Here is a 22,956-nt window from a genome sequence, read left to right as displayed (position 1 = left end):
AACCAAAACCGGAGGGAAAGATGGACAACGTTATATCGTTCAAAAACGTATGGTTCCGGTACGATTCGCGCCAGGATTGGATACTTCGGGAAATCAATCTAACCCTTGATGAAGGAGAATGGCTTACGATCGTGGGTGGTAACGGTTCCGGAAAAACAACGTTAGTTCGATTGATTAACGGTCTGCTCCAACCTACATTGGGAGAAGTCGCCGTTTACGGAAAGAAAACATGCGACCATCGGAACTTATGGAATATTCGCCAAAATGTGGGTATGGTGTTCCCCAACGCGGAGAATCAGATTGTTGGCATGACCGTTCAGGAGGATACGGCTTTTGGCTTGTATAATATCGGCGTTTCCCCGAAACAAGCAGAATCCCGGTGCCGATCCGTCTTGCAATTGCTTGGACTCGATGAACTGAAAGATCGTCCTCCGTATCTTCTATCCGGCGGGGAAAAACAAAAGCTCGCGCTTGCCGGAGTTCTGGCCATGGAGCCCAAAGTGATCATTGTTGACGAGTCCACTTCCATGCTCGATTCCCAAAGCGCCCGGCAAATTCATGAGATCCTGTCCGAACTGCATCGTAACGGATTTACGATTATCCAGGTGACCCATGAGGTCGAAGAGATTTTCACTGCCGATCGTCTTGTTGTGATGCAGGAGGGCAAGATCCAGTTCGATGGAACGCCCGAAGAAGCGGCGGCAAATTCATGCGTGTTTACGGACTCTGGCCTTCTCCCTCCGTTTTCTGTTCGAATGCGTGATCTTGCCAAGCAAACAGGGCTGAGTTTACCTACTACGAATGAATTTGAATTCGGGGATCAGTGATGGATATTGTTTTGGAGAACGTCAATTGCATACTTGCCGCCAGAACCCCTTTTCATAAAAAAGCCATTGATCGAATCTCGCTGCACGTTCCTGCAGGGCAGTTCGTGGCGATTATGGGGCCAACCGGGAGCGGAAAAACCACATTGGGGCAGTTGATTGGAGGCCTGATCCTCCCTCAATCAGGGGTAGTACGGATCGGACCTTACCGAGTAAATAAAAAGTCCGACCGCCTCCGCCTTTGGAAAGCAATCGGATTTTTGTTCCAATTCCCCGAGCACCAAGTCATGGAGGATACGGTTTTCAACCATATCGGAGCCGGACTACATCGAATAGGTCCGAGGCGGGAATGGGTTGCCGAGCAAGTGAAACAAACGATGGAAGCCGTAGGGTTGTCCTTTTCGCAGTTCAAAGACCGGTCACCATTTCAAATCAGCAGCGGTGAATTGCGGCGGATCGCACTAGCAGGAGTATTGGTTACGGAACCGAAAATTCTCATTCTGGACGAACCGACAGCGGGTCTGGATAGCTGGGAACGGAGCAGAGTGTTATCGTATATAAAGCAAATTCATGATGAGAAAAAAATGACGGTTCTCTACATGACTCATCGGCTTGAAGAAGCCCTCGAATACGCTGATCGGATTCTCGTGTTAGACCATGGTCAATTGTACGTGGATTTCCACCCTTCTAAAATTCGGGATCACTGGCGGCGGCTGGAGCGAATCGGTTTTGTGAAAACGCCCCTGCTCCGTTTTATAGATTCACTCGAAAAACAGTTCGTCCAAAATCTGCTCGAAAGTGTATATAAAGAAGAGCAATTGATGTCATTCATCACAAATCTCTCTAGGGAGGAACTGTGACGTGCAATGGTTGAAGTTGCTGTCTTTCAGGCCGTCTATGAACACGCGCTCTTTTTTGCAGGACTTGGATCCTCGTTCAAAACTTATCTTTACAGCGACATATTTATCTTTGGTTACCATTTCAAATGATCTAGTCAGCGTGGTTTTCTATGTAATCGTAGGGTTGTTATTGGTTCTCGCCACCCGATTGCCGATAGCTTATCTATGGAACGGCCTGCTGGGTATGCTTCCCCTTCTGCTCACGCTGTTTTGTTTCCACATGCTGTTAGGCGATCTTAAACATGCAATTCTCCTGCCTTGCAAACTCATTTTTTTTATCACAACGGCTACAGTGCTTAGTGCAACGACTCCCCTGACCAAGCAGGCTGACGGACTAGCGTCCATCCTACGCCCGCTTACTCTCATTCGATTTCCGGTTCAGAATTTCGTATTTATGATCTCGGTGGCCTTCCGGTTTATTCCTCTCTTTATTGATGAAGTCGACTCCATGTTGAAATCGCAAAAAGTGAAACACGCGCGTTATAAAGGCGAAGGCCTTCGAACCACATTACAATCTCTTCTTCAGCTTCTCGTCGCGCTGTTCGTTGCCGTGCTTCGCCGTGCAAACCAACTGGCTCTCGCGATGGACGCTCGCTGTTACTTACCGGGAAATAAAATCCGGGCACGCCGTTTACAGTTTAGTTGGCGCGATTGGTTGACGATCATTTCTGCGCTGGCTCTGCTTCTGATCCATGTGCTGTTGAAAGGAGAAGTTTTTGAACGATGAATCCCATGAATAATTACTGGTTAAAGCCCGTATGTCCAGAAGTTTCAGAGATTAACACCCGTTTTAGAGCAGTCGAATTTGCCACAAGAAAAATGATTACGGTCGCTTTTCTTGCCGCGCTATCCGCCATTTTTCAATCCATGGGAGGGTTATTGCCAGGGATAGGCTACTTGATTAGTCCCCTCGCCACAGCCCCCATTGTGTTAAGTACGATCCTTTCCGTCGGTTCCGGTCTGACCGCCTATTTGCTCACGATGTTGCTTCTCTTTTTTATCCAACCAAGCGAACTGATCGTTTTTCCTTTCACGACAGGCTTATTGGGGCTTGGGGTTGGCGGTTCGCTGATATATTTGAAAATACGTTTGCCGGTCGTGATTACCGGGTCGTTGTCTTTGTGGGCGGGAATCCTTTTGTTGCTATACGTTTTTCGATTTCCTGTACTGGGCCCGGCAGTTTCATCTACATTTAGCCTGAGTACCATCACCATCGTTTATGTGTTCTCGCTTTTCTACAGCTGGCTTTGGGTAGAAATAAGCAGGTATTTCATTAAAAAAATAAGTAAAGGGATTACTTGAATAAGACTGGGCAATCGAATCATAAAAGGTGAAATAGCCGAGTTCATTAGTAAATACAGGTTCTTTATCAATATGGGCTTCTGCTTGTTTGATCCGTTCATGCAAAGCAAGCAAATCATTCGGATGCTTCCTCAAGTGTATTTACATATCACCATATAATATGGTCGGGTGACACAAATCTATTAAAAGCTATACTAAATATAAAAGGATGCACTAACCTTAACTTCATGATTGAATCATCAGATGTTATGCCAATAGAAAGTATAATGTGAATGCTGATGAAAGCCTATGGACTTATAAAAGGGATTATCAGAAATAACATATGCTTTCTTAGCACCTAAGGAACAGCTTCTTTTTAAGGCTTCTAAAACCACCGCTTTACCAAGTCCTTTATGCCGGTACTCTGGAATCGTACATACTGGTTCAACATAAGCATAATCCGTTTTCTGACTATACCATAAGCCGCAGTATGCAACATATTCCCCATCTTCATTTTCTGCAACAATATGTAAAAATGGATTCAAATTCGCTGCTGACAACATTTTTTGTTGCTTATGAATAGAAATTTCATCAACAGGCACATGTCCTTCATGGTCAAATGCCTTCCATAGTAATTTCTGATGCTTATATAAATCATTTTTTACATTGAGATTTTTCATTGTTATGCCTTCAGGAGTTATGTAATCAAGACTAACATTCTCTAGTTCAAGTTCAAGTACATTTTCAGTCTGATCATTCTTCACAAATTTCTTGCTGCGTAATAAGTCTAGAGTGTGAGTATCCGCATCATTCACCGCAATCCCAAGGCCTTTTTCATTACTAAAAGTAGCAATGGCATATTCCAGTATATCTTTTTCCAATTCTCTATACCCTTGTTTAGCTGCAAAAAATGCTTCGCCGAAATAATGGTCATAAGTTGTTATACCTACTATCTCGTCATTACAATACCACAAGCCAATCTTATCCATTAAGTCACTATTAAAGTCAGGATGAAAAAACATCCATTCCCACCTTGCCCAATTCCAATTTATATGTTTACGGTCATCCTTTGATAATTCAATCAAAAATTCACAAACTTTATCATAATAAGAATTATCGAAATTTCTAAAAACAATTTTCATTTCAATCCCCCCCATAAAACAAAAAAATTTACGACACAATGAAATACTAATGCTTTTCAAAGGCCATAAATAAATTATACCGCGCATTTCCAATAGTTAGGGGATAAAGTTCAATTATAACTGAAGTAATCTACTCCGGTGGCCATTCACGAAACGCCCCAGCCTTTTGTCGACAAGAACATCAGCGACGACGACGTAGTGACATCAAGAGTCAAAACTGCCTCAAGATCCTCCAATTTATCAAAAACCTTCTTCAGCCATTCCTCGTCCAACCATAAATTAGGGTTGCTCATCTCTCTTTCCGCAGGATGACCTGTGGCAAACGTATCTACGCCGTCCTTACTTCCAAAGTAGAAATCCACAATCTTTAAAGACTTGTTTTCGGCGGTAATCAGCATTTTACTTCCCATTCCTGAACCTTCAAATTGAAATGCCAATTCAAGATAACAAAGGTTATCTTCTGTATGTTGTAATTTGGCTTGTTCAAACTCATTTTTCAAACCGTAATTAATAGAATTCCCACTTTGTAAATCCTGTTTTTGCGTTATCTCCAACATTTTATCTGCGAATTTTCGTAGGTCCTTGTTCGAAATATATTTTTCAAAAAGGATTTTTTCTTGCTCTGCAACTGCACCGTTAAATAAGTTTACAAATGCCTTCCCAAACTCTATAATCGTTTCGTCATCTGCATTACTAAGATGTTCACCTTGAATAGAAAAGTCTTGATTCGCAAGTTGGTTTAGTATACCTTTTGTCTTTTTCTCGTGGGATGCCTTACTGGTTTCAGCTGGAACTGATTGAGTTTCTTTGCTTAATGCTTTGTCTTTTATATCATGGGTTTGTTTGCATCCTGTGAGTGCCAATAGCGAAGATATCATAAAAATCAATATTGTCTTTTTCATATCAGAACCTCCTGCATCAAACATAAGTAAACTTTACCCCACATCATTCTAATCTTAAGCAATAGTGAATCCGCTGCTTCGATATCCTTCTAGCAATCAAGGAACATCAGTGTATGATATCACCCGACTACAGCTTCCTTGCTTTAAAAATGGCTGTTAACGGAACCATTTGCGATTTTTTGTTCCAATCGCTAATTTCGCCTGTTAGTTGCAAAGTTTCGTCGTTTGTCTGCTCAATCAACTGCTCAATTACAAAACCTGCCTTCGCCAAGGCGTTTACGTAAGTTGATATTTTACGGGAGCAAAGTAAAACATTTTTCCCGTCAAGATCTCGCTCAGACCATGTTTCATCAAAATAGCTATTTTTAAAAAAGGCTTTTCCCTCTTCGAATGCCACGCACATATGGATAGGATGCGACCAACTGAATATAAATACGCCATCCTTTTTTAAATATGAGGCAACCCTATTAAATGTACCCTGTATATCCGTTGTCCAGCCAATTGCATAAATTGAATAAACATAATCAAAATAATCGGTTGGTAGTCCGTGTTCCTCTTCCATTGCCCCACAAATCAGCTTAGCTGCATAGCCACTTTCTGAAAGGCGCTTCGCTGCTTTCTCAATTTGGTTTTTAGAAATATCTAATCCCCATAGCTCAGTGGCATTGTTATTGCCATGATATTTAAGAGATTCACCGTTGCCGCACCCAATATCTAAAAGTTTTTTGCCTGCTACATCACCAAATAAGTTTAATTCTTTTTCCGTAAAAGTATTACAACCGTAATAAGGCAGTACAATCGCTTCTAAAAAATCGTTACCATTCTCGTCCCAATAAATCTTATTCGTGTTATGTATATTGCTAATAGTTTTGTTCATATGACTACCTCCGATAATAACTAAAATAAATTTTTCACCATATGTACTTCATATTCATTTCTACCAAATACTTCATACTCATTTTTCTTATAAAAAGAAATTGCATCGTGCCAGGAATTTGTCGTTTCTAACACAATTCTCTGTACTGACATTCTAACGACTCTTCCTGTGTCTACGTCCTCATGAATTAATGCACCCGTGCAAACCACTTTTGTATTTATTCTGCCAACCAAAAAGGGATTTCCTCTACTATTATAATTAAGGACGATTTCATTGAGATCTTGATTTAATGATTTATCCAATGATCCGAATCTTTCTTTTAGTCCATCTAAAACAATATGCTTAGCATGTTCTTGGGTTTCTTTACTTACTTCTTCGATTACAAGAGTTTGTGATACTTCTTTCAATTGAGATCTCCATCCTTGAATTGTTTAAATTGACTCCAATGGAATTTCAGATAACGTTTTCGTGTATTACGACGTCCAAGCGCCTTAAGGACCGAGGGTCCGTCTGTCGCTTGCGGCAGTTAGCCGGTGGATGTGTCCGGTGAATCTTATCTCAAATCATAATCTCGTTATTAACTTCTTTGAGAAGCCTGTTAAACAAATTCTCTTCTGCAAAGTCAAAGACCTTTGTCAAAGCAGTAAGAATCTTTGTCATAACCATTATGTTCATAAAAGGCATGGGCATCTGTACGTTTGAATCCACTACATAAGATTATGGTTGAAACCCCTCTCCCTTTGGAATAATTCTCCACATGTTTAAGCAGTTTTGTTCCTATTCCTTTATTTTGAAGTTCTTTTTGCACAGCAAGACCCTGGATGTGTAAGTAACCAATTTCATCTCCAAATGATAACGCCCGTGCCGTTGTAATAAAACCGACCACTTTATTTTCAAATAATGCTACAAATGTTTTATAGTTCCCATCTTTATTCATTCTCTCTAGCGTTACGGAAAAATTATCGAGATTAACCTTGCGATTTCCTAACACATTTATCCATAAAGATACTACCTCAGGATAATCATTTACTTCAATTTCACGTATTATAACTTCCATATTCACACCGCCCCAAAATATTATTATAAAGATTAATTTTGACCATGCGTCTACCACCTTCTTCAGGTGTATAAAAACGATAGTGTACAAGAACATCTGGATGTTGTCATTTCTATATCTACGGCCAATGTGTTCATTTCCCGCCTATAGCGTCGTTTGTAAAATTCCAAAAGCCGTACTGTCCATGCTATAAATGAGCTGTTTATCTGACAAAATGGCGATCGCTCTAGGGTATAGAACCGGGAGCGATCGCCATTTTGCTCTGGTATAGCCAGGCAATTATATCGATTCTCGTATCGAACATGGGCGCTGATATAATTGAAAACCTAGGTACAGCTTCAAATCACTTCGGACCTCTGCAGACCGAGGGGCATATCCGCCGATGCGTGAACATTTTGTTATAAGATGTCAGCGCCTTCTTCGAAATACTATTCAATTCACCTATCGTTTTCCGTTAACTCAAGCGTATTGAAGAACCCACTTTTTTATCTGAGAGGCCACTTCAGTTACATTAGTATCCGTTGTATCAATAGTAGGCATTGGTGGGTTATAGACCTCATCGGCAATCTCAAGCAATCGTTTTGCAAAGTTCTTGTGGTTTTGTATCTCTTCCTCCGACCAATTTCTTTCACGTAAACGTTTCTCACGGGTTTCTTCATCACAATGTAAGTTCAGGTAGTATACATGTTTAAAAAAGGGGAAATCCACACACTCTTCAATATCCCAAGGCATCATGGTTCCGCATATTATAGTCATGCGCCCACACTGTGCGATATTTCGTGCTACCCGAAGCCAAATATTTCGCATCTTCTCCCAATCCTGCCCAATGAATTCGATAAGATGATCTGGGTCGAAAACATCAAAATCCGGCATCATTCTCCGTAGTTCCTTGATTACATATGTTTTTCCTGACCCGCTTGCACCTGTTACGATAAATAAAGGCAATTTACTCTCCATTTGTTGTAACCTCGTCTCATCGCGATTCGTTTTTGCCCGTGTGCTAATTCATTTTTTTGTTTTGCGCTGTTTTCTTATAACGTTCTTGTATTCACGACGTTCAAGCGGCTTAAGGCACGTTGTGCCGGGTGGCTCTGCCACTTACTGATTGAATGTGTCCGGTGAGTCCTCTAGCTTCCATTATTACAAAGAATACACCCATGACATGACAAGTAAAGATCATGTTTCTCACATTTTGGGTATCCTTTTGGGATTGTTGGCCACTCATCATCTTCGTCAATTTCAGACCATTCTAAATAACTATCTAAATTTACATTTTCTTTATCAAAAGCAGAAATCATTAGTTGAAACTTATTTAAGCTTTTAATAACCCAATCTTTACGCGGTACATAACTTAATCTCTCCCAACCTAAACCATCCATTGCACTTTTAATAACTCGTAAGATAAACTCCTTTTCTCTTTCAAAGTAACCCATTGTCCAAGGCATCTCATCTATGTCAAAACCTACGGTACCTATTCCTACTATTGCTTGATCACGTTGTGCTAACCAGATAATTAGTTCTTTTTCTCGATTTGTTTTAGCTAATTGTGATCCACAAATAGCTAAAACCTCAATAAAAACTGAAGTTAATCCATTTGACATATGTAAGGAGTCAACTAAATGTTCTAATTCTTTTGGTAGTGATATTGCGTTTCCCATTTTTTTATTCCTTTTTGTTTTTTCGGTAATTTTATCTAACGTTCCCGCATCTACCACGTGACCCGCCTTGGACTAGATCCCGTTTCTTAACTTATTTTTTAATGCTGATTATAAAATGAACATATGTTATCGCTTATAGTCAGGCTGTTCCAGAGTAATAGGATTCGGATTGCTTAGTACCCAATGCACTGCCAGTTCGCACAGTCTCGCAGGTTCATCACTACCATTTCCGTTGTGAAGTTCTTTCGCTAATGTCACTGCCTCCTGAAGTGAAACGGGATTTAATGGTGTACCCAAGCTAAAGTAATGAATCAAACTATTGAGCATTTTACGATATTGATGATCCCAGTTCATACCGCCATTATCTAAAATTTCATATGACACTTTACCAGTAATACGGATAACCTCACCCTGTACGGTTGTCGCATGTCCTTTTGAAGGGATAAGTAAATTCCAGAGTTCATTATGTTGTGCTTGCCATCCCTTTGTTGATACTGTTATTGAAGAGGCGCCGTCGTGCGTCTTTCTCTTCTCTACTGGAGGAACATCAAATAGTTCATATAGACGTAAAAGTGCCTCATCGGTTTGATTCAAATATTCCTTATTAAAACCTTCTCTGTGAAATTCAAAGTCGTTTCCGATTCGCTTAATAGAATCTGTCATTTCCGGCGTTAGAGTTGTTCCGGCGTTAAGCAAAATATCGGCAACTTCCGCCATATTGACAATATCCGCGTTCCTGCACAATGCCAAAGCTTTTTCTAATGGAGTCTGTCTCATCTTATTTTTTGCGCTGATATTTGCGCCTTTAGTAACCAACGTGTGAACCGCTTTTGGTTTGAATGAACCTGCGGCGGCAAATAAAGGTGTCTCGCTTTGATAATCAGTGGCTTCTATATCTGCACCCAAATCAAGCAGCAACTCCGTATTACCACACCAACTCATTGCATGTTTGTGCAAAGGCGCTGCTCCGTAGTTATCTCTAGCATTTATATCAGCACCCTGTTCCACGAGCCAGCGAACCAATTCATTCGGTACTTGGTAAAAGCTCAAGGCAGTTGATTTACTGTAACCGCCGCGGGCATCCAATTCGCATCGGGTAAACACCTCTTTTAATGCAGATAGCTCTCCTGCTTCAATGAGCTCATCAAAATTTTTCGGTAAGGTTTTTTTCTTCCTGCCCATATGTACTTTCTCTCCTTACGTCAGAGTTAATAAATTTTTCCATAACCATAATAAACTCTATATTTTACCATCTTATTAATTTTTGTTGTTTCTTACAAGGTTCTTCGGGCCCCACCGATAATAAAAAAAGCCCCACACAAGCTTGAACTCGTGTGAAGCCTCTTATTTACTTCATATTCCCTACGACTTTTACTCTCAGTCTTGTCGCATTTCCCGGATGATAAGCCAGAGGAGTTTCTTCCACTTCCACCAACTCAACCGTCGCCGGGTCAGCGCCAGCCAGCACCGCCTGCTTCACGGCTTTTTCTTGCGCATCTCTTAATGAATCCTCACGGGGCTCTGTCGAATAGATATAAATTTGTTCATATTGTCCACTGATTTGAGCAATACACGCGCCAATGGCGTTGGCTACGCCCCCGTTCTCAGGCTTAATCATATGGGATACCCCGCTAATCGTATCCGGTATAACGACACTGCCGCCGCCTACCAAAACAAGCTCAACGTCTCCCGACGATGTCTTCATTTTATCAATGGCCTGCTCAATGATGGTTGCAATTTCAGCTTGCACATTTTTAGCGAAGTCTTCATCCAGATGCGCTACCAAGCTCTTATCCCCGACATCCGCGAGACCCAGCCGAACGGCAATGTCTGTTGTAGTCAGCGTATGCCCGCCAAAGACCAGCGCTTCCTGTCCAATCTTGTATCCTACGCTGTCGGGGCCAACCGTAATTTTGCCGTTCTCCGAGCGCACAATGCTTCCACCGCCCAACCCAACGGAGATAATATCCGGCATGCGGAAATTCGTGCGAATATCGCCAACCTCGACCGCAACCGAGGATTCTCTCGGGAAGCCGTCCTGCAAAACCCCGATGTCCGATGTCGTCCCGCCCACGTCGAGAACCATCGTATCTTTGATCTTCGCCAAATAAGAGGCACCGCGTATGCTGTTCGTTGGCCCGCATGCAATGGTTAGGATCGGAAATTGTTTAGCGAAATCTATCGACATTAAGGTACCGTCATTCTGGCATAAAAACACCGCTGCGTCTGTGATGCCTTCTTCTTCTAACGCTTGCACAAATCCTTGGGTCGTCGTTTCAATAACCTTACACAAGGCTGCATTGAGTATGGTCGCATTTTCCCGTTCGATTAAACCGACAGAACCGATCAGGGAAGAGCAGGAAACAGGGAATCCCGCTCCATACACTTGATGGATGAGATCGCGAACCTGGAGCTCCTGATCATTTTTAATGGATGAAAACACCCCGATGACTGCGATGGACTCGACACTGCTCCGCCATTCCTCTAAAAGGGCTGTAATTTCAGCTTCATCGACTTCTCCAAGCACTTGGCCGTCATATTCATATCCGCCATGAACGAGAGCATATTTACCCGACAGCTTCTGAACCATATCCTCAGGCCAAGACGTGTACGGAGCAACGGAAGCCGTTGCCGGGTAACCCAGACGAATGACGCCGACTTGGGCCAGCTTTTTGCGCTCAACAATAGCATTCGTGCACTGTGTTGTACCTAACATAGCATGCGTTATTTGGGTTTTATCAATTTTCGATTCCTGCAGTAAATTCCGGAGCGAGGTTTCAATACCCGCTTTAATATCTAGACTTGTTGGTGATTTCACCGCATGAATCAAATGATAATTCTCATCCAAAATGATGGCATCCGTATTGGTGCCGCCTACATCGATCCCGATTCTATACATTCTCAACCACCGCCTTTTTCACCAAATCCTCAATCGCAACATAATCGTAATCATACCCGAAGTATCTTGGTCCTGCCGTCTGAATCCCTTTTTCCGTTCTCCACTTTTCATGTGCAGGCAGTCCGACCACCCGTACGCGCTTCCCATATTTCAGGCTCTCCGTGGTCACTGGCAACAAGGTTTCGTAATCGACCAGACAGATTAAATCCGGGGTGATCGCAGCGACTTGACCGTTCTTTTCGGCAACCAGGTTTTCATTTTGAAAATGAACTTTCATCTCTCCGCCTTTAAACGCCTCGATTCCTTCGAGATGCATTCGTCCAAGATTAAATCCGCCCTTGGTTTCCCGGATGACATCCACGATTTTACCTTGGAAAAGTTCATAGCCGGACACAAGGTTCAGCAGTTCTTGAAGCTTATCGCCCGCGTCCCGATTCTTCGATGTAATGATTTCTCCAATCTGTTCGGAGAGGGTCACAATATGATGAACGCCGCTTTGCTTTATTTGAGCACCCGTTGCCGGGTACAGGCTTACCAGAGCACTTGCGCCCATTTCAACCGTGGCCACTCTGGCGAGCCGTTCCGTCCATTTATTATCAATGGTCTCAAAGATGCCGATGTTCCCTTTTTCATCCGAAATCGCCATTGGTGTCGCCGGAATGCCGTCCAGGTTAAACGTCACCATTTGAAGCTCCGGGAACGCTCGCCCCATACCGTCACAGTCGATCAGAGGCAAGCCCAGCTGCGCCGCAACGACGATGGGAATCATGGAATTGACGCCTCCTGCTTCCATCGGAAACGTGCCGGCGATCTGATCTTTTCCCAAGTAATTCGCTAATTTTTGGAATACCTTAACAAACTCGTCCCCTTTAGGGAATTTCTCCACTAATACGGAAGGCGCCCCCATCATCGCGGCCGGAATGAAAAAGTCCTCATCCTTAATCTCATCGACTGAGCATAGTTTTACAGGTCCAAACTTCTCAATGGCCGAGAGAGCCATCAATTTTCCGATGTAAGGGTCTCCCCCTCCGCCGGTTCCCAGAAATGCTGCGCCGACGGCGATGTTTTCAACAGCTGCTTTATCTAAATATCTCATTCATTATTCCTCCAATATAACTGTCTTCTGAGCCGATAAACGATAGCCTGCATAATACACGACAAAAGAAATGACAATCCCGATCAACGGCTGATTCGGTACCTGCGGCAAGCTTGGGAACAAGGATAACACAACAGGGGTACTAGCAATAACCGCGCCCAATAGCCAGGAAACGACGCCCAGTGTATTCACGCCTTCGACCTCATGCCAGCGGCTCTTATCCCCTTTTCCAAGTACCCAGTAAGATGCGATCATCACGCCTGCAACCGGCGGAATCATGGCAGACAGGATGGACATGATCGGAGTAAAATAGTTCAGTATACCGACAACGGCCAATACGGTCCCAATGGTTCCCGCGATGCCGACGGCCCACTTTTCTTTTTCCTTCGATACGTTGAACACGTTAATTAAAGCAAAACCGCCTGAAATAGCGTTCACGAGGTTCGTCTTCCACGTAGCCAGGATCAAAACCACGCCGCCAAAAAACGGAGTCGTGATGCTCAAAAAGGTTGCTGTAATATCGCTGGCTTGGTAAGCAATCGTCAGGACAGCTCCTGCACCGATCATCAGCAAGCCTGCCGGAACAATCCCGAATAGAGCGGCTTTCAGGACATCGGACCGTTTTCTTGAAAATTGCGAATAATCTCCCGCGATGACTGCACCCAGGGCAAATGAACCCAGCGTTATCGCCAGCCCATCCGTAAAGGTCATAGCTCCCTCAGGCTTATAATTCTGAATGATCTGCAGGGAGTCACCGGTCAAAGCTTCGATAAGACCATATATGCTGATTCCCACCAATAAAGGAACGGCAATATAGCTGATGACGCGCAGCACTTTAACGCCATAGATCGCCGAGACCACCATCACAAGACCGCAGATAAGGGAAGCCAGCGGAACCGGGACACTCATTCCACCTAGTGCTAACAAATTGGCCAAGGCCGCACCGCACACATTCGCCTGAATTCCGAACCATCCGAGGCACGCAATGGCGAGGATGATCGAAAGAATCGCCCGAGACCCTTTTTTGCCAAACACCTGACCTGCAACCTGAACCGTCGACCTTCCTAAATCTGTGCTTTGAATACCCTGCAAAATCATGAGCAGCACAATAATGGAATAACCTGCTAACGTGACAAGCAATGCCTTCGATAGTCCCATGCCTGCAATAAGCGCATTCCCTACCAACAAACTCGGGATGCTGATTACCGCGCCAGCCCAGATGATCCCGAGACTGAACCAGGATTGATGCTCTTTAACGGCTTTCATATGATCCCCCCAATCCTGTTCGTTCGAATATTGTTTTCTTATTGTAAAAGATGAAGTAGGTCAGCGTCTTTTTCAGAAAACAAAAAAAAATCCGATGTTTTTGTCTTATTGGACAAAACATCGGAACTTTTTAGTTATGGATGAGACGGTAGACCATGCAGGCGGTATAAACATCGTACGATTCCGAATTGATGGTCACATCATATCCTATGAGCTCGCAAATTTTTTTAATGCGATATTTCACCGTATTTTTGTGGACGAACAACAGCTTGCTGCAGTCATCCATATTCCCCTTCGCATCCAGAAGAAAAGTCATCAGGGTTTTCAATGCATCTGCGTCGTCCATAATTGGCTCCATGACGGACAAGCATTCTTCAGTGATCTCTTCCCCTTGTTTGCTGAGGTCTATGGCCCGTTTCATGGAACGGACTTCAGCCGCGGTGTATAGTTTGCGGTTATGATAGATGCGGTGAACCTCTTTTGAGACTCCGTTTACGAGCTGGTACATTCGGCGTACGTCCTGTGTGTTCCGCATTCTAGGAGAATATACGATGCTTGATATGTCAGCCATGAGACTCGTGTTTTCGATATATTCCGCTGCGATTTCAAACTCATTGTATTTATATGAACAATTCCCTAGCAACACGACAACGCAGTGATCGATCGTTTGAATGACCGCGGTTTTATAATATTGCGAGAGATGCGCTTTTAAGTCTTCCCTTATCCTTCTTTCCTCCGACAAATCCCGAATGTAAACGAGCCACATCATTTGGATGGCGGAAACGTCAATATAGAGCAAACTGGCCAATCTGCGCATTTTTTCGCTTTCATCATTGACGATGGCTTTAACCAAAGCGTATTCGCTGACCTCGTTATGCTTATCTCCCCACAAATTGATGGCCACCTGCACCACCTCGCTGATTTGATCCATCGTCTTCGGAGGCAGCTTCGTATTCTCTTTAATGAGAAACAGGTAAAGGACCTCCCCGTTTTTTTGATGAACACGTTTGTATTCAACAAAGCAGGACGAATCCAGCTCTCCTTCTCCCATTCTGCCGTTCAAAATGGAAGGCGCCATGGACCGGATTAGATTCGCAACATCGAGCGATGAATTGCGCGGCCACATGACACGATTGATGATATCCAGGTTGCTGTTTGTCAGAACGATGTTCGCTTTCATCCGGTCCGACAGCAGTTTAAGGGTAATTTCCACGCTCCGCAAATGTTCCGGCAGCAGCGAGACCTTTTCCAGTGATTCATTCACGAAATGCTCATTCACATTCTGATTGCTTACGATTGCCTCCATGACTTCATAAATGACTTCGTTATACCTAAGCGAGTAATCGTTTCTCGGCATGCAAATGATAATAAAATTCAGAGATTCGGCCAGCTCGAGCACTTCATCGGCTATATCTGGCATGATAATGCCAACATAGTACAAAATCAATCCCACTTCACCAAGGTCATGCAAATATTGAACCGTTTTGCATTGCTGTTCCACGCTGTCCTTAATGGAATAAAAAGAGCTAATGACCAGCTCTTCGGCATACCACTCTTCTTGAACGGTTTGAATAATTTGCGAGAAGAAATTGACATCCGCCACCTCTAAAACAGATAAAGAGGACACGGTCTGATGAAGCCTGCTTGTTCCAGTGACCACCTGAGCTCCTCTAAATGAAGGCAGCTGCAGTAAATCTTTAACGGTTACCCCAATTCAACCACCACTTTTTTGTTCGATTCAAGCTACTCGCATAACGAAGCAGCCTAAGATAGGCTTCATTAATATTAGTATAACCCTCATTATGATAAGCAACCAAGTATGTTCCTTTGCCAACTATGAAATTTTTTGCATACTCAGCCTGGCCCATTAAGATGCTGAGTCAAAAATCGACTCGTACAAATATTCATCCCCTGTTAAGGATTTCTTAAAACGCACCCGCATTCACGACGCGACCCGGTCTTAGAAAGCATTTATCTTAGTCCGGGTCGCGTAGCGTTTAACATTTATACAAAAAAATCATTCTGCTCTATCTTTAGGATATCCATGTTTAGCCCTGTAATGTTTTCTTTCCTCGGTAAAATCCCACCATTGCTTTTCACTACTACTTTTAATAGCGTAATGTATAATTAATCTAAATTGATCCTCAACACATGGGTCAATCATTTCCCCATATAATTCCTCTAAATCTTCAAATAATCTAGCACCATTTTTATCTCTTAATTCATCCAAAGAATAATAACCTAACATTAATAAATCCTTTGCAAATTTTGGTCCGATCGAAGGTACACTTTGAAATTCCGATAATGCCTTAATTTCCTTCGCTCTATATTCTGGAACTTTCAGAATAGAACACAATTCGTTAAGTGTTATATTATGAATTTCGCATATGAGTATTTTATTTCTCCTCAGCTCTTTTCTCTCAGAGATAGTCAAATCAAGCTTTGGAATCTTGTTCTTTTTCATTTTCTCACCCCTTTTAAAAATGGGAGCCTAATCTTTATTTAAATGCATATGATCTCTGATAACGATTCCGTATTCTCGACGTCCCACCGACTTAAGCAACCGTAGCGAGCGGCCGCGATGCGGTTAGGTGGTACGGATGTATCCGGCTGACTCAACTTCTCAGCTATAAAAATTCAACTTCGAATCCTCTTCATTCTTCTGCCGGACCGAGGGCCGAATGGCCCGAAGCATGAATATAGTGTTGGTATATTAAACTCATCCCAGTTCATCGGGGATGAGTTTTTCTTTTATACTTAAGAGATTAGCACTGAGTTAAGAACGAATACGGTGTTGGGATTTAGATCTCGGCGTATAAAGTGTTTCAGCCCTTGCAATGTTCATACCCCGATTTAGCTGGTTGGGCTTCGAGCCCGTATCACCGTGCCAACCTGTGGAGAGCATCTGCTTTGGGTCCTAGTGTTCTAAGGAGGTCATATGAATCAACCTGTTCTAAGTATCGATATTGCGAAAGGGAAGAGTGTTGCCGCTGCTTTCTCATCTTACGGTAGTCTAGTAAAAAAGCCTTTTTCATTCTCTCATTCTCCGGATGATATTTCAGCTCTTCTTCCTTTGCTTGGGCAACTTGAAAAATCTACAACTCAGCGCCCAGATTCCCCCAATTATCATGAAAAGATACTTCCCATTTATTCAGATCTTCGAATACTTTCTTCGTTGGATGATTCCAATGATCTAAATCAACTATTTCTTTTGTTGCTTTATTGACTATAGTCTAATCAGACTATATAATATTTTTAGTCTAATTAGACCATAATAATGATTTAATGGAGTGAAGACTAAATGATACAGTCATTTTTAATGTTGGGTCAGTCGAATATGGCGGGCCGTGGATTTTTGCATGATGTTGATCCTATCTATAATGAAAAAATAAAAATGCTGCGCAATGGACAGTGGCAGATGATGACTGAGCCGATTAATTACGACCGTCCGGTTTCCGGTGTAGGCCTAGCGGCGTCTTTTGCCGATACCTGGTCGAAAGCCAATCCCGATGAAGAAATTGGTTTGATTCCTTGTGCGGAAGGTGGCAGTTCCTTGGATGACTGGCATCCGGAAGGCGTCCTTTTTCAGCATGCTTTGTCCGAAGCCCGCTTCGCCCTGCGGTCCAGTCAAATCTGCGGAATCCTTTGGCACCAGGGTGAGAGCGACAGTCATCGTTCGCTGCATGAAACTTATTACGAGAAATTAACCCTTATCATCGAGACTCTAAGAAACGAATTGAATCTTGATGAGGCGCCGTTGATCATTGGCGGACTTGGTGATTTCCTTGGGAAGACCGGTTTCGGACAGCATGCGACAGAATATCAACAGGTCAATGAGCAATTACAGCACTTCGCCAATAAACAGAAAAATTGTTATTTTGTAACAGCAGCAGGTTTGACCGCGAATCCTGATGGCATTCATTTAGACGCGGTTTCGCAACGCAAATTCGGCTACCGCTATTTCCATGCTTTTTTGAAAAAGTGTCATGTCCTGGAACCCATCCCGGGGGAGGAGCAATCACTAAAAGTGGAGCGCGACTATTCGAAAACAGAACAGATTTATCTTCATAGCATGGATTTGGCTTCGGGTAAAATCACGTACGCGGAATTCGAGGCGCAGATGGTGAAGGTGATGCAGCCTTGATCCCCTTACTCATCCTTGGCTTGCTCATCCAAAACCCCGGCGCTCACGGCTACGAACTATTGGCCTTAATGGAAAAACGCCATTACAAATACATTGTAAACTTCACGAAAGGCTCGTTTTATTACAATCTGCAGCAACTTGAAGAAAAAGGTTGGATTGAACAGATTCGGCAGGATCCTTCAGCCAGTGGGCGCGAAATTCGGAACTTTAAAATCACCGAAACGGGAATGGCTGAATTCGAAAAATTAATGGTCAAATACGGCACCAAATCGGAATATGTGAACCTGCAATTTTATGGGGCGCTACTCTTTGCCGATGAATACGACAAAAACAAATTGTTGGAACTGATCCAATCGCAAATCGACCAGACTAAAACCCGAATCGCTTTCCTTGATGAATACCTGTCCAGCACACAAGAACTTCCCGGCACAATTAATTACTACCGCCGAATGAACGAAAATTCCCGTTCCCATCACCTGGTTAACTTAGAGTGGTTTGAACAATTGAAAGCAGAAATAGAGGGACCTGTTGCATAATAAAAAAGAAAGCTAATCACTTTCTTTTTATTATGCAACGTATTCTGCCTTGTAAACTCGTCGGGAAGGGGATTTCAATTAAAAAAGCCACTCTTCATAGATATTCTGTTTATTATTTTGATTACAAGATGTGCAAGATAAGATTAGTATGAACATGATAAAGATTTTAGAAAATTTGATCACTGATAATTTTCTCTTTCTCTGTCGGTTATTTCACCTAACGTTGTTGTGTTCCTGAACTCGAGAGACTTAAAGGAGCGTATGCGACTGGGTGGCTTCGCCACTTAGTCTCGCAGGAGTGTCTGCCTGAATTCAATTCTACGAAAATCATCGGGCGGACCGAGCGGCGTAGGCCGTGATGCAGGAAAACGGTGTTATAATCAGCCGGACTGAGGGGCGAATGCCCGAAGTGTGAATATAGTGTTATTTGAGGCACCTGACTTCTTCGAGTTACTTTCACACTGTCTTCTGTTTCTATTTTCACTCTATTACATTATATTCCAGTAAATGCCTTTTATAAACCGTCACCTACTTATTTGTTACCGAGTTGTTCCGCCAAACCGATTAGAAGTCCTTCGATTCCTCGAATGTAGCAGAGCCGATACGAGTCCTCGTACTGAACCACTTCGCCAACGAGCTGCGCACCATACTTAGTGAGTCTGGATACCATTTCGTCAATGTCTTGAACTGTAAACATAACGCGTAGATAACCGAGGGAGTTAACAGGAGCAGTCCGGTGATCTGATATAGTAGGCGGGGTGAGAAATCTCGAAAGTTCAAGTCGGCAGTGCCCATCTGGGGTAACCATCATAGCAATCTCTACGCACTGAGAACCTAGTCCGGTTACGCGACCAGCCCATTCACCTTCGACAGTGGCTCGCCCTTCGAGGTTCAAGCCAATCTCCTCGAAGAAAGAGATCGCGTCATCAAGGGATTCTACAACGATGCCGACATTGTCCATTCTTAGTAATTTGTTTTTTATCATAGTTTTATCTCCTCGTGTACAAATTTACTATCTGATCATCTTCAATATTTTTCAAGGAATAATTATTTAATTCTAAAACAAATGCTTTGTAACAATTCATAGTATTGGAAAATGTGAAATTGGGTTCTCGGGTATGTCATATAACGTTCTCGTATTCCTAACGTTCAAGCGGCTTAAGTGACCAAAGGGAACGGATCGTTAGACTTACTCTGGCTCCGATCGCATTAGTAAATACTCTTTGAACTTCTCAAATATCAGTTCTTTTTTTGGCAAGATTCCTTCTTGTACGAGATGAGTAGAACCTTTTTCTTCTCGTGTGATGTTTCCTCTAACATGTACAGCATCAGGTGCAATACTGCCTAACAATAAGTTCGGTGTTGGATTTCCCAAATATAGTTGTTGAGATATCATAAAGTGAACCATTGGCCACGGCATAACAACTTCCCCCTGACTTTATCTACAACCTAATCTTGCCGGAATTTCAGTTAACGTTCTTGTATCTACGAACCCGAGAAGCTTAAGGGGGCACACGCGACCAGGTCCGACGGACTTAGCCTCTCAGGGTTGTTCGCTGAATTCACTTCCTGTATTCCTCATCTCGCGAACCAAGAGCCGAATGGATCGTAGCGTTGATACCGTGTTATTGGAGTCTACGCCATCCTTGAGTTTACTTTCATTGACTCGTTATCCAATCAACAAGTTTATTTATTATTTCCTTTGAATCCCCGTTCATTCTATATTCCTTTTCATGACTAATAATGATCCCCAATTCACGAATATCAACAGAGTAGTTATTACTTACTCCATCCTTTTCCCTATAAACGACTGTCATGATAATTACATCACCAAACCCGCCTCGAAATGTATTGAATTTTCTAGTGTATGTAATCGCACCTAATATTTGAATTACCTCATCAAAGTTTATCCCCTGATCTTTGGATAACAAGTATTCAGTAGAGTTACCATTAGAAATATAAATAACATGAATCCTCTCAATATTATCCGTATGTTGTAATACAATTTGAATCTTTAATGGGTAAGTGAAATAGAGGATTAATCCGAGTATAGACAAAACAAAAATTATGATTAATATCCGTGATACTTTGAAAAATCTCCTTAGTCTTTCCAGGATTTTCACCTCCTTTTTTGCGTTGATTTCACCTAACGTTCTTGTATTCACGGAACGACCCAGCCTTAGATAGCTCTTAAGATATTATGTATATGTTATTCGTTTCAAAAACATGAAACCCTTTATCTATGCGGTCTTCACGCTTTTATAAGGGTTATGAAGAGTGCAAAAGTGGATATGTTTTGTGGGCAAGTTGTGGGCAAGTAGAAACACATATAAAAAAAATCCCACCGCCGATTAAGGTAAGTGGGATTTTTTTTACTCAGCAAAAAGAAACCCGTCAGCCTAAGCCAGCGGGATTATCATTTGCAGAGTATTTTCAATTTGCAGAAACAATCTCATCAATCTTAATCCAATGCCAGTCACCTTCAGCAATGGACAATTTGATTTCTCGTCTGATCGTATGGATCAGTACGACAATACCTGTTAACTCCGTATCTTCATACTCATCAAACAACCTTACTGTAATGGTATGGTGACCATGAAAAGACTCTGCCAGTGCTTGTTCAATCAATTCCATTTCCTGCGGATCAAGGACCGGCTTATCCTTCCTCCCCTCTTCGAGCTGTCTCCGAATTATGGTCTCCTTATGCTCCGGCAGCATCATCCGGCTGGACTCCCAAAGACCGTTACCCTCAAGCTTTTTGCGTGTTGTCAATTAAAACTCCCTCCCCTTGTCAGCAATATCTAAACCCAAATAAGTGTAAGACCTTTGTTCAATCTCGGATTCAACCAGTCCCCATAGCATGGACAATTTGTGGTGATATCCTCTACATAAAAATTCAGCCTCCACACCAAGACGAGTCTTCCGATCTTCGTACACCTTCAATCCTCTCTCACGCATGTTTCTGCGCACCTGAGCCAAATCGGCTAAAGCTGCCTTTTGCAATCGATCGATTATGGTGTTGCTTATCACAGGCATCTTTAGCGCTGCAGCAGACAAGATACCACGATCATTCTCCAGCACATCGAGCAAGAGGGGCAACAAGATAAAATCCTTCACTAATTTTGATTCATCCGGCTTCAGACCAACACCCAAGTTTTTCACCCCGAATCATAAGAACATTTGTTTGTATTATATGCGAACATTCGTTCCTTGATCAATGTAAATTTACGCCAAATAAAAAACAGCTACTGCCGAAGCAGAAGCTGTTTCAATCTCATTAGTTAATAGGCATTGACTTCAAAAAACAAAATATTGTTGAAGATGACATAATCGATCCGGTTCTTAAAAGGCCCGATGTTGTTTTTGTGTTTATTGATTGCATATTTGGATGGGCCGGTTCCGCCATCTTTTTTATCATACCAATTAATGAAGGAATTCACTTCAGTCATAGATAGATCATATTCCTTCTCCAGGCCATTTACCATGGTCACGACTAGGATAGCTCTATCACCTGCAGGTATCTCAGGATTTGTAGGTTCCTCAGGTCCAGGATTTTCTGTACCTGGTTCTTCAGGTTTTTTTGGAGTTGCAACAGCTTCATTCGATATGATGGTCTCAACTCCATTAACAATAGATTTTACCTGAAAATAGTAAGTTGTTCCGTTTATTAAATTTGGAATCACATAATTAGAGTAAACATCTTTGGTCACTGTTAAATTACTTGTGTACTTTCCTGATTCTGTCCCATACTCAATCTTGTATTCGTCTGCATTCGCTACGGAGTTCCAGTCTAATCTAACGGACGAATCCTTACCTTCAGCAACAAGAGTGATTTTTTCATTTATACCAACAGTTATCTCATTTACTGCTACCCAAGATTTAGCTGCAGTAATTTCAAGTTTTATTCCATCATAATTTCCCTGGTCAACCGGTATAGGATTTAAGATATTTGGACTTTCGAATGAAGCACTCGCAACTGTCGGAGGGCTTATAGGTGTCCATTGTCCATTCACTAATCCATAGACAGTATATGTTTGACCAGATGCTGGTCTGACATTAGTAGCAACTTGAATAAAATTCAATTCTACAGGATGGGGAAATGTGAGCTCTAAATGTCCCTTAACACTTCCAGAGTTCCAATATGTCCCTAGAGTTTTATCAATAGCTTTATCCGCAGAGTAAGCTTGCCCATAATTTGCATTCGCAGATGCCTTTGTACCATCAGGCGGGGAAAATCCAAGCATACCGTCAATTGTTTTGCCTACTGTGGCTGCTTCTGTCATTGCAGGAAATAATACAGTACTTAGAAGAAAGATAGAAAGAATAAAACCCGTTACCTTTTTTAACATTGATAAACCCCTCTCAAATCACTTTA

26 protein-coding genes are annotated in these 22,956 nt (G+C 42.5%); 7 read left to right on the top strand and 19 right to left on the bottom strand.

Annotated features, from left to right (window positions below; genetic code table 11):
• The first annotated feature begins 20 nt into the window (after positions 1-20).
• From MHH48_RS15080 to MHH48_RS15065, 4 genes are read left to right on the top strand one after another with little or no spacing between them, the layout of a single operon-like run.
• Positions 21-827 carry an ATP-binding cassette domain-containing protein gene (locus tag MHH48_RS15080; RefSeq protein WP_076326048.1) on the top strand — a complete coding sequence of 269 codons (807 nt, stop codon included), beginning with the start codon at positions 21-23 and terminating at the stop codon, positions 825-827.
• A complete protein-coding gene (locus MHH48_RS15075) occupies positions 827-1,684 on the top strand; it encodes an ATP-binding cassette domain-containing protein (protein WP_076326047.1) in 858 nt (285 codons plus the stop codon). The genes MHH48_RS15080 and MHH48_RS15075 overlap by 1 nt, the downstream gene beginning before the upstream one ends.
• A 1-nt stretch (position 1,685) precedes the next feature.
• Positions 1,686-2,450: an energy-coupling factor transporter transmembrane component T gene (locus MHH48_RS15070; protein WP_076326046.1), complete on the top strand. Its 765-nt coding sequence runs from the start codon at positions 1,686-1,688 to the stop codon at positions 2,448-2,450.
• Positions 2,447-3,025: a hypothetical protein gene (locus MHH48_RS15065; RefSeq protein WP_340390692.1), complete on the top strand. Its 579-nt coding sequence runs from the start codon at positions 2,447-2,449 to the stop codon at positions 3,023-3,025. The genes MHH48_RS15070 and MHH48_RS15065 overlap by 4 nt, the downstream gene beginning before the upstream one ends.
• 239 nt (positions 3,026-3,264) lie before the next feature.
• Here the strand turns inward: MHH48_RS15065 and MHH48_RS15060 are convergent, their stop codons facing one another.
• The 13 genes from MHH48_RS15060 to MHH48_RS15000 form a co-directional block, all read right to left on the bottom strand.
• Complete coding sequence (locus MHH48_RS15060) at positions 3,265-4,146, bottom strand: GNAT family N-acetyltransferase (protein ID WP_076326709.1); 882 nt, start codon at positions 4,144-4,146, stop codon at positions 3,265-3,267.
• Positions 4,147-4,292: 146 nt separating this feature from the next.
• Positions 4,293-5,048, bottom strand: coding sequence for a hypothetical protein (locus tag MHH48_RS15055; RefSeq protein ID WP_076326708.1), 756 nt, complete (start codon positions 5,046-5,048; stop codon positions 4,293-4,295).
• 127 nt (positions 5,049-5,175) lie between these two features.
• Positions 5,176-5,925: a class I SAM-dependent methyltransferase gene (locus MHH48_RS15050; protein WP_076326707.1), complete on the bottom strand. Its 750-nt coding sequence runs from the start codon at positions 5,923-5,925 to the stop codon at positions 5,176-5,178.
• Positions 5,926-5,945: 20 nt separating this feature from the next.
• A complete protein-coding gene (locus MHH48_RS15045) occupies positions 5,946-6,332 on the bottom strand; it encodes a hypothetical protein (protein ID WP_076326706.1) in 387 nt (128 codons plus the stop codon).
• A gap of 215 nt (positions 6,333-6,547) precedes the next feature.
• Positions 6,548-6,982: a GNAT family N-acetyltransferase gene (locus MHH48_RS15040; RefSeq protein ID WP_076326711.1), complete on the bottom strand. Its 435-nt coding sequence runs from the start codon at positions 6,980-6,982 to the stop codon at positions 6,548-6,550.
• 459 nt (positions 6,983-7,441) lie between these two features.
• Positions 7,442-7,939 (bottom strand): AAA family ATPase, encoded by a 498-nt coding sequence (locus tag MHH48_RS15035; protein WP_076326705.1) that lies wholly within the window; start codon positions 7,937-7,939, stop codon positions 7,442-7,444.
• 170 nt (positions 7,940-8,109) lie between these two features.
• Complete coding sequence (locus MHH48_RS15030; protein WP_306024484.1) at positions 8,110-8,697, bottom strand: hypothetical protein; 588 nt, start codon at positions 8,695-8,697, stop codon at positions 8,110-8,112.
• 69 nt (positions 8,698-8,766) lie between these two features.
• Complete coding sequence (locus MHH48_RS15025; protein WP_076326704.1) at positions 8,767-9,822, bottom strand: ankyrin repeat domain-containing protein; 1,056 nt, start codon at positions 9,820-9,822, stop codon at positions 8,767-8,769.
• 166 nt (positions 9,823-9,988) lie between these two features.
• Positions 9,989-11,539 carry a hydantoinase/oxoprolinase family protein gene (locus tag MHH48_RS15020; protein WP_076326703.1) on the bottom strand — a complete coding sequence of 517 codons (1,551 nt, stop codon included), beginning with the start codon at positions 11,537-11,539 and terminating at the stop codon, positions 9,989-9,991.
• Complete coding sequence (locus MHH48_RS15015) at positions 11,532-12,635, bottom strand: DUF917 domain-containing protein (RefSeq protein WP_076326702.1); 1,104 nt, start codon at positions 12,633-12,635, stop codon at positions 11,532-11,534. The genes MHH48_RS15020 and MHH48_RS15015 overlap by 8 nt, the downstream gene beginning before the upstream one ends.
• A 3-nt stretch (positions 12,636-12,638) precedes the next feature.
• Positions 12,639-13,901 (bottom strand): cytosine permease, encoded by a 1,263-nt coding sequence (locus tag MHH48_RS15010; RefSeq protein WP_076326701.1) that lies wholly within the window; start codon positions 13,899-13,901, stop codon positions 12,639-12,641.
• 130 nt (positions 13,902-14,031) lie between these two features.
• Positions 14,032-15,561, bottom strand: a complete 1,530-nt coding sequence (locus tag MHH48_RS15005; RefSeq protein WP_340390691.1) for a PucR family transcriptional regulator — start codon at positions 15,559-15,561, stop codon at positions 14,032-14,034.
• A gap of 357 nt (positions 15,562-15,918) precedes the next feature.
• On the bottom strand, positions 15,919-16,365 hold the full coding sequence (locus tag MHH48_RS15000) for a helix-hairpin-helix domain-containing protein (RefSeq protein WP_076326699.1): 447 nt from the start codon (positions 16,363-16,365) through the stop codon (positions 15,919-15,921).
• A 474-nt stretch (positions 16,366-16,839) separates the two neighbouring features.
• Here MHH48_RS15000 and MHH48_RS14995 point away from each other — a divergent pair, with 474 nt between their 5' ends.
• The 3 genes from MHH48_RS14995 to MHH48_RS14985 all read left to right on the top strand — a co-directional run bounded on the left by MHH48_RS14995 (position 16,840) and on the right by MHH48_RS14985 (position 18,581).
• The gene (locus MHH48_RS14995) at positions 16,840-17,127 is read left to right on the top strand and encodes a hypothetical protein (protein ID WP_076326698.1); all 288 of its coding nucleotides are present in this window, start codon (positions 16,840-16,842) and stop codon (positions 17,125-17,127) included.
• A 75-nt stretch (positions 17,128-17,202) separates the two neighbouring features.
• Positions 17,203-18,045, top strand: coding sequence for a sialate O-acetylesterase (locus MHH48_RS14990; protein ID WP_340390690.1), 843 nt, complete (start codon positions 17,203-17,205; stop codon positions 18,043-18,045).
• A complete protein-coding gene (locus MHH48_RS14985; RefSeq protein ID WP_076326451.1) occupies positions 18,042-18,581 on the top strand; it encodes a helix-turn-helix transcriptional regulator in 540 nt (179 codons plus the stop codon). Before MHH48_RS14990 ends, MHH48_RS14985 begins: the two co-directional genes overlap by 4 nt.
• 532 nt (positions 18,582-19,113) lie before the next feature.
• Here the strand turns inward: MHH48_RS14985 and MHH48_RS14980 are convergent.
• From MHH48_RS14980 to MHH48_RS14955, 6 genes are all read right to left on the bottom strand, one after another.
• Positions 19,114-19,566 carry a VOC family protein gene (locus MHH48_RS14980; RefSeq protein WP_076326450.1) on the bottom strand — a complete coding sequence of 151 codons (453 nt, stop codon included), beginning with the start codon at positions 19,564-19,566 and terminating at the stop codon, positions 19,114-19,116.
• Between the two features lie 204 nt (positions 19,567-19,770).
• Complete coding sequence (locus MHH48_RS14975; RefSeq protein ID WP_076326449.1) at positions 19,771-20,001, bottom strand: hypothetical protein; 231 nt, start codon at positions 19,999-20,001, stop codon at positions 19,771-19,773.
• Positions 20,002-20,239: 238 nt separating this feature from the next.
• Positions 20,240-20,746, bottom strand: a complete 507-nt coding sequence (locus MHH48_RS14970; protein WP_076326448.1) for a hypothetical protein — start codon at positions 20,744-20,746, stop codon at positions 20,240-20,242.
• A gap of 268 nt (positions 20,747-21,014) precedes the next feature.
• On the bottom strand, positions 21,015-21,353 hold the full coding sequence (locus MHH48_RS14965) for a YolD-like family protein (protein WP_083659858.1): 339 nt from the start codon (positions 21,351-21,353) through the stop codon (positions 21,015-21,017).
• Entirely contained in the window at positions 21,354-21,734 is a 381-nt protein-coding gene (locus tag MHH48_RS14960; protein WP_076326447.1) for a hypothetical protein, read from the bottom strand.
• A gap of 128 nt (positions 21,735-21,862) precedes the next feature.
• Positions 21,863-22,930 (bottom strand): fibronectin type III domain-containing protein, encoded by a 1,068-nt coding sequence (locus MHH48_RS14955; protein ID WP_076326446.1) that lies wholly within the window; start codon positions 22,928-22,930, stop codon positions 21,863-21,865.
• Positions 22,931-22,956 lie beyond the last annotated feature (26 nt).

The organism is Paenibacillus sp. FSL F4-0100 (assembly GCF_037993005.1).
GTDB lineage: Bacteria > Bacillota > Bacilli > Paenibacillales > Paenibacillaceae > Paenibacillus_AQ.
The sequence above is the reverse complement of the archived record's forward strand: the minus strand, read 5'-3'. Positions and strand labels throughout refer to the sequence as shown.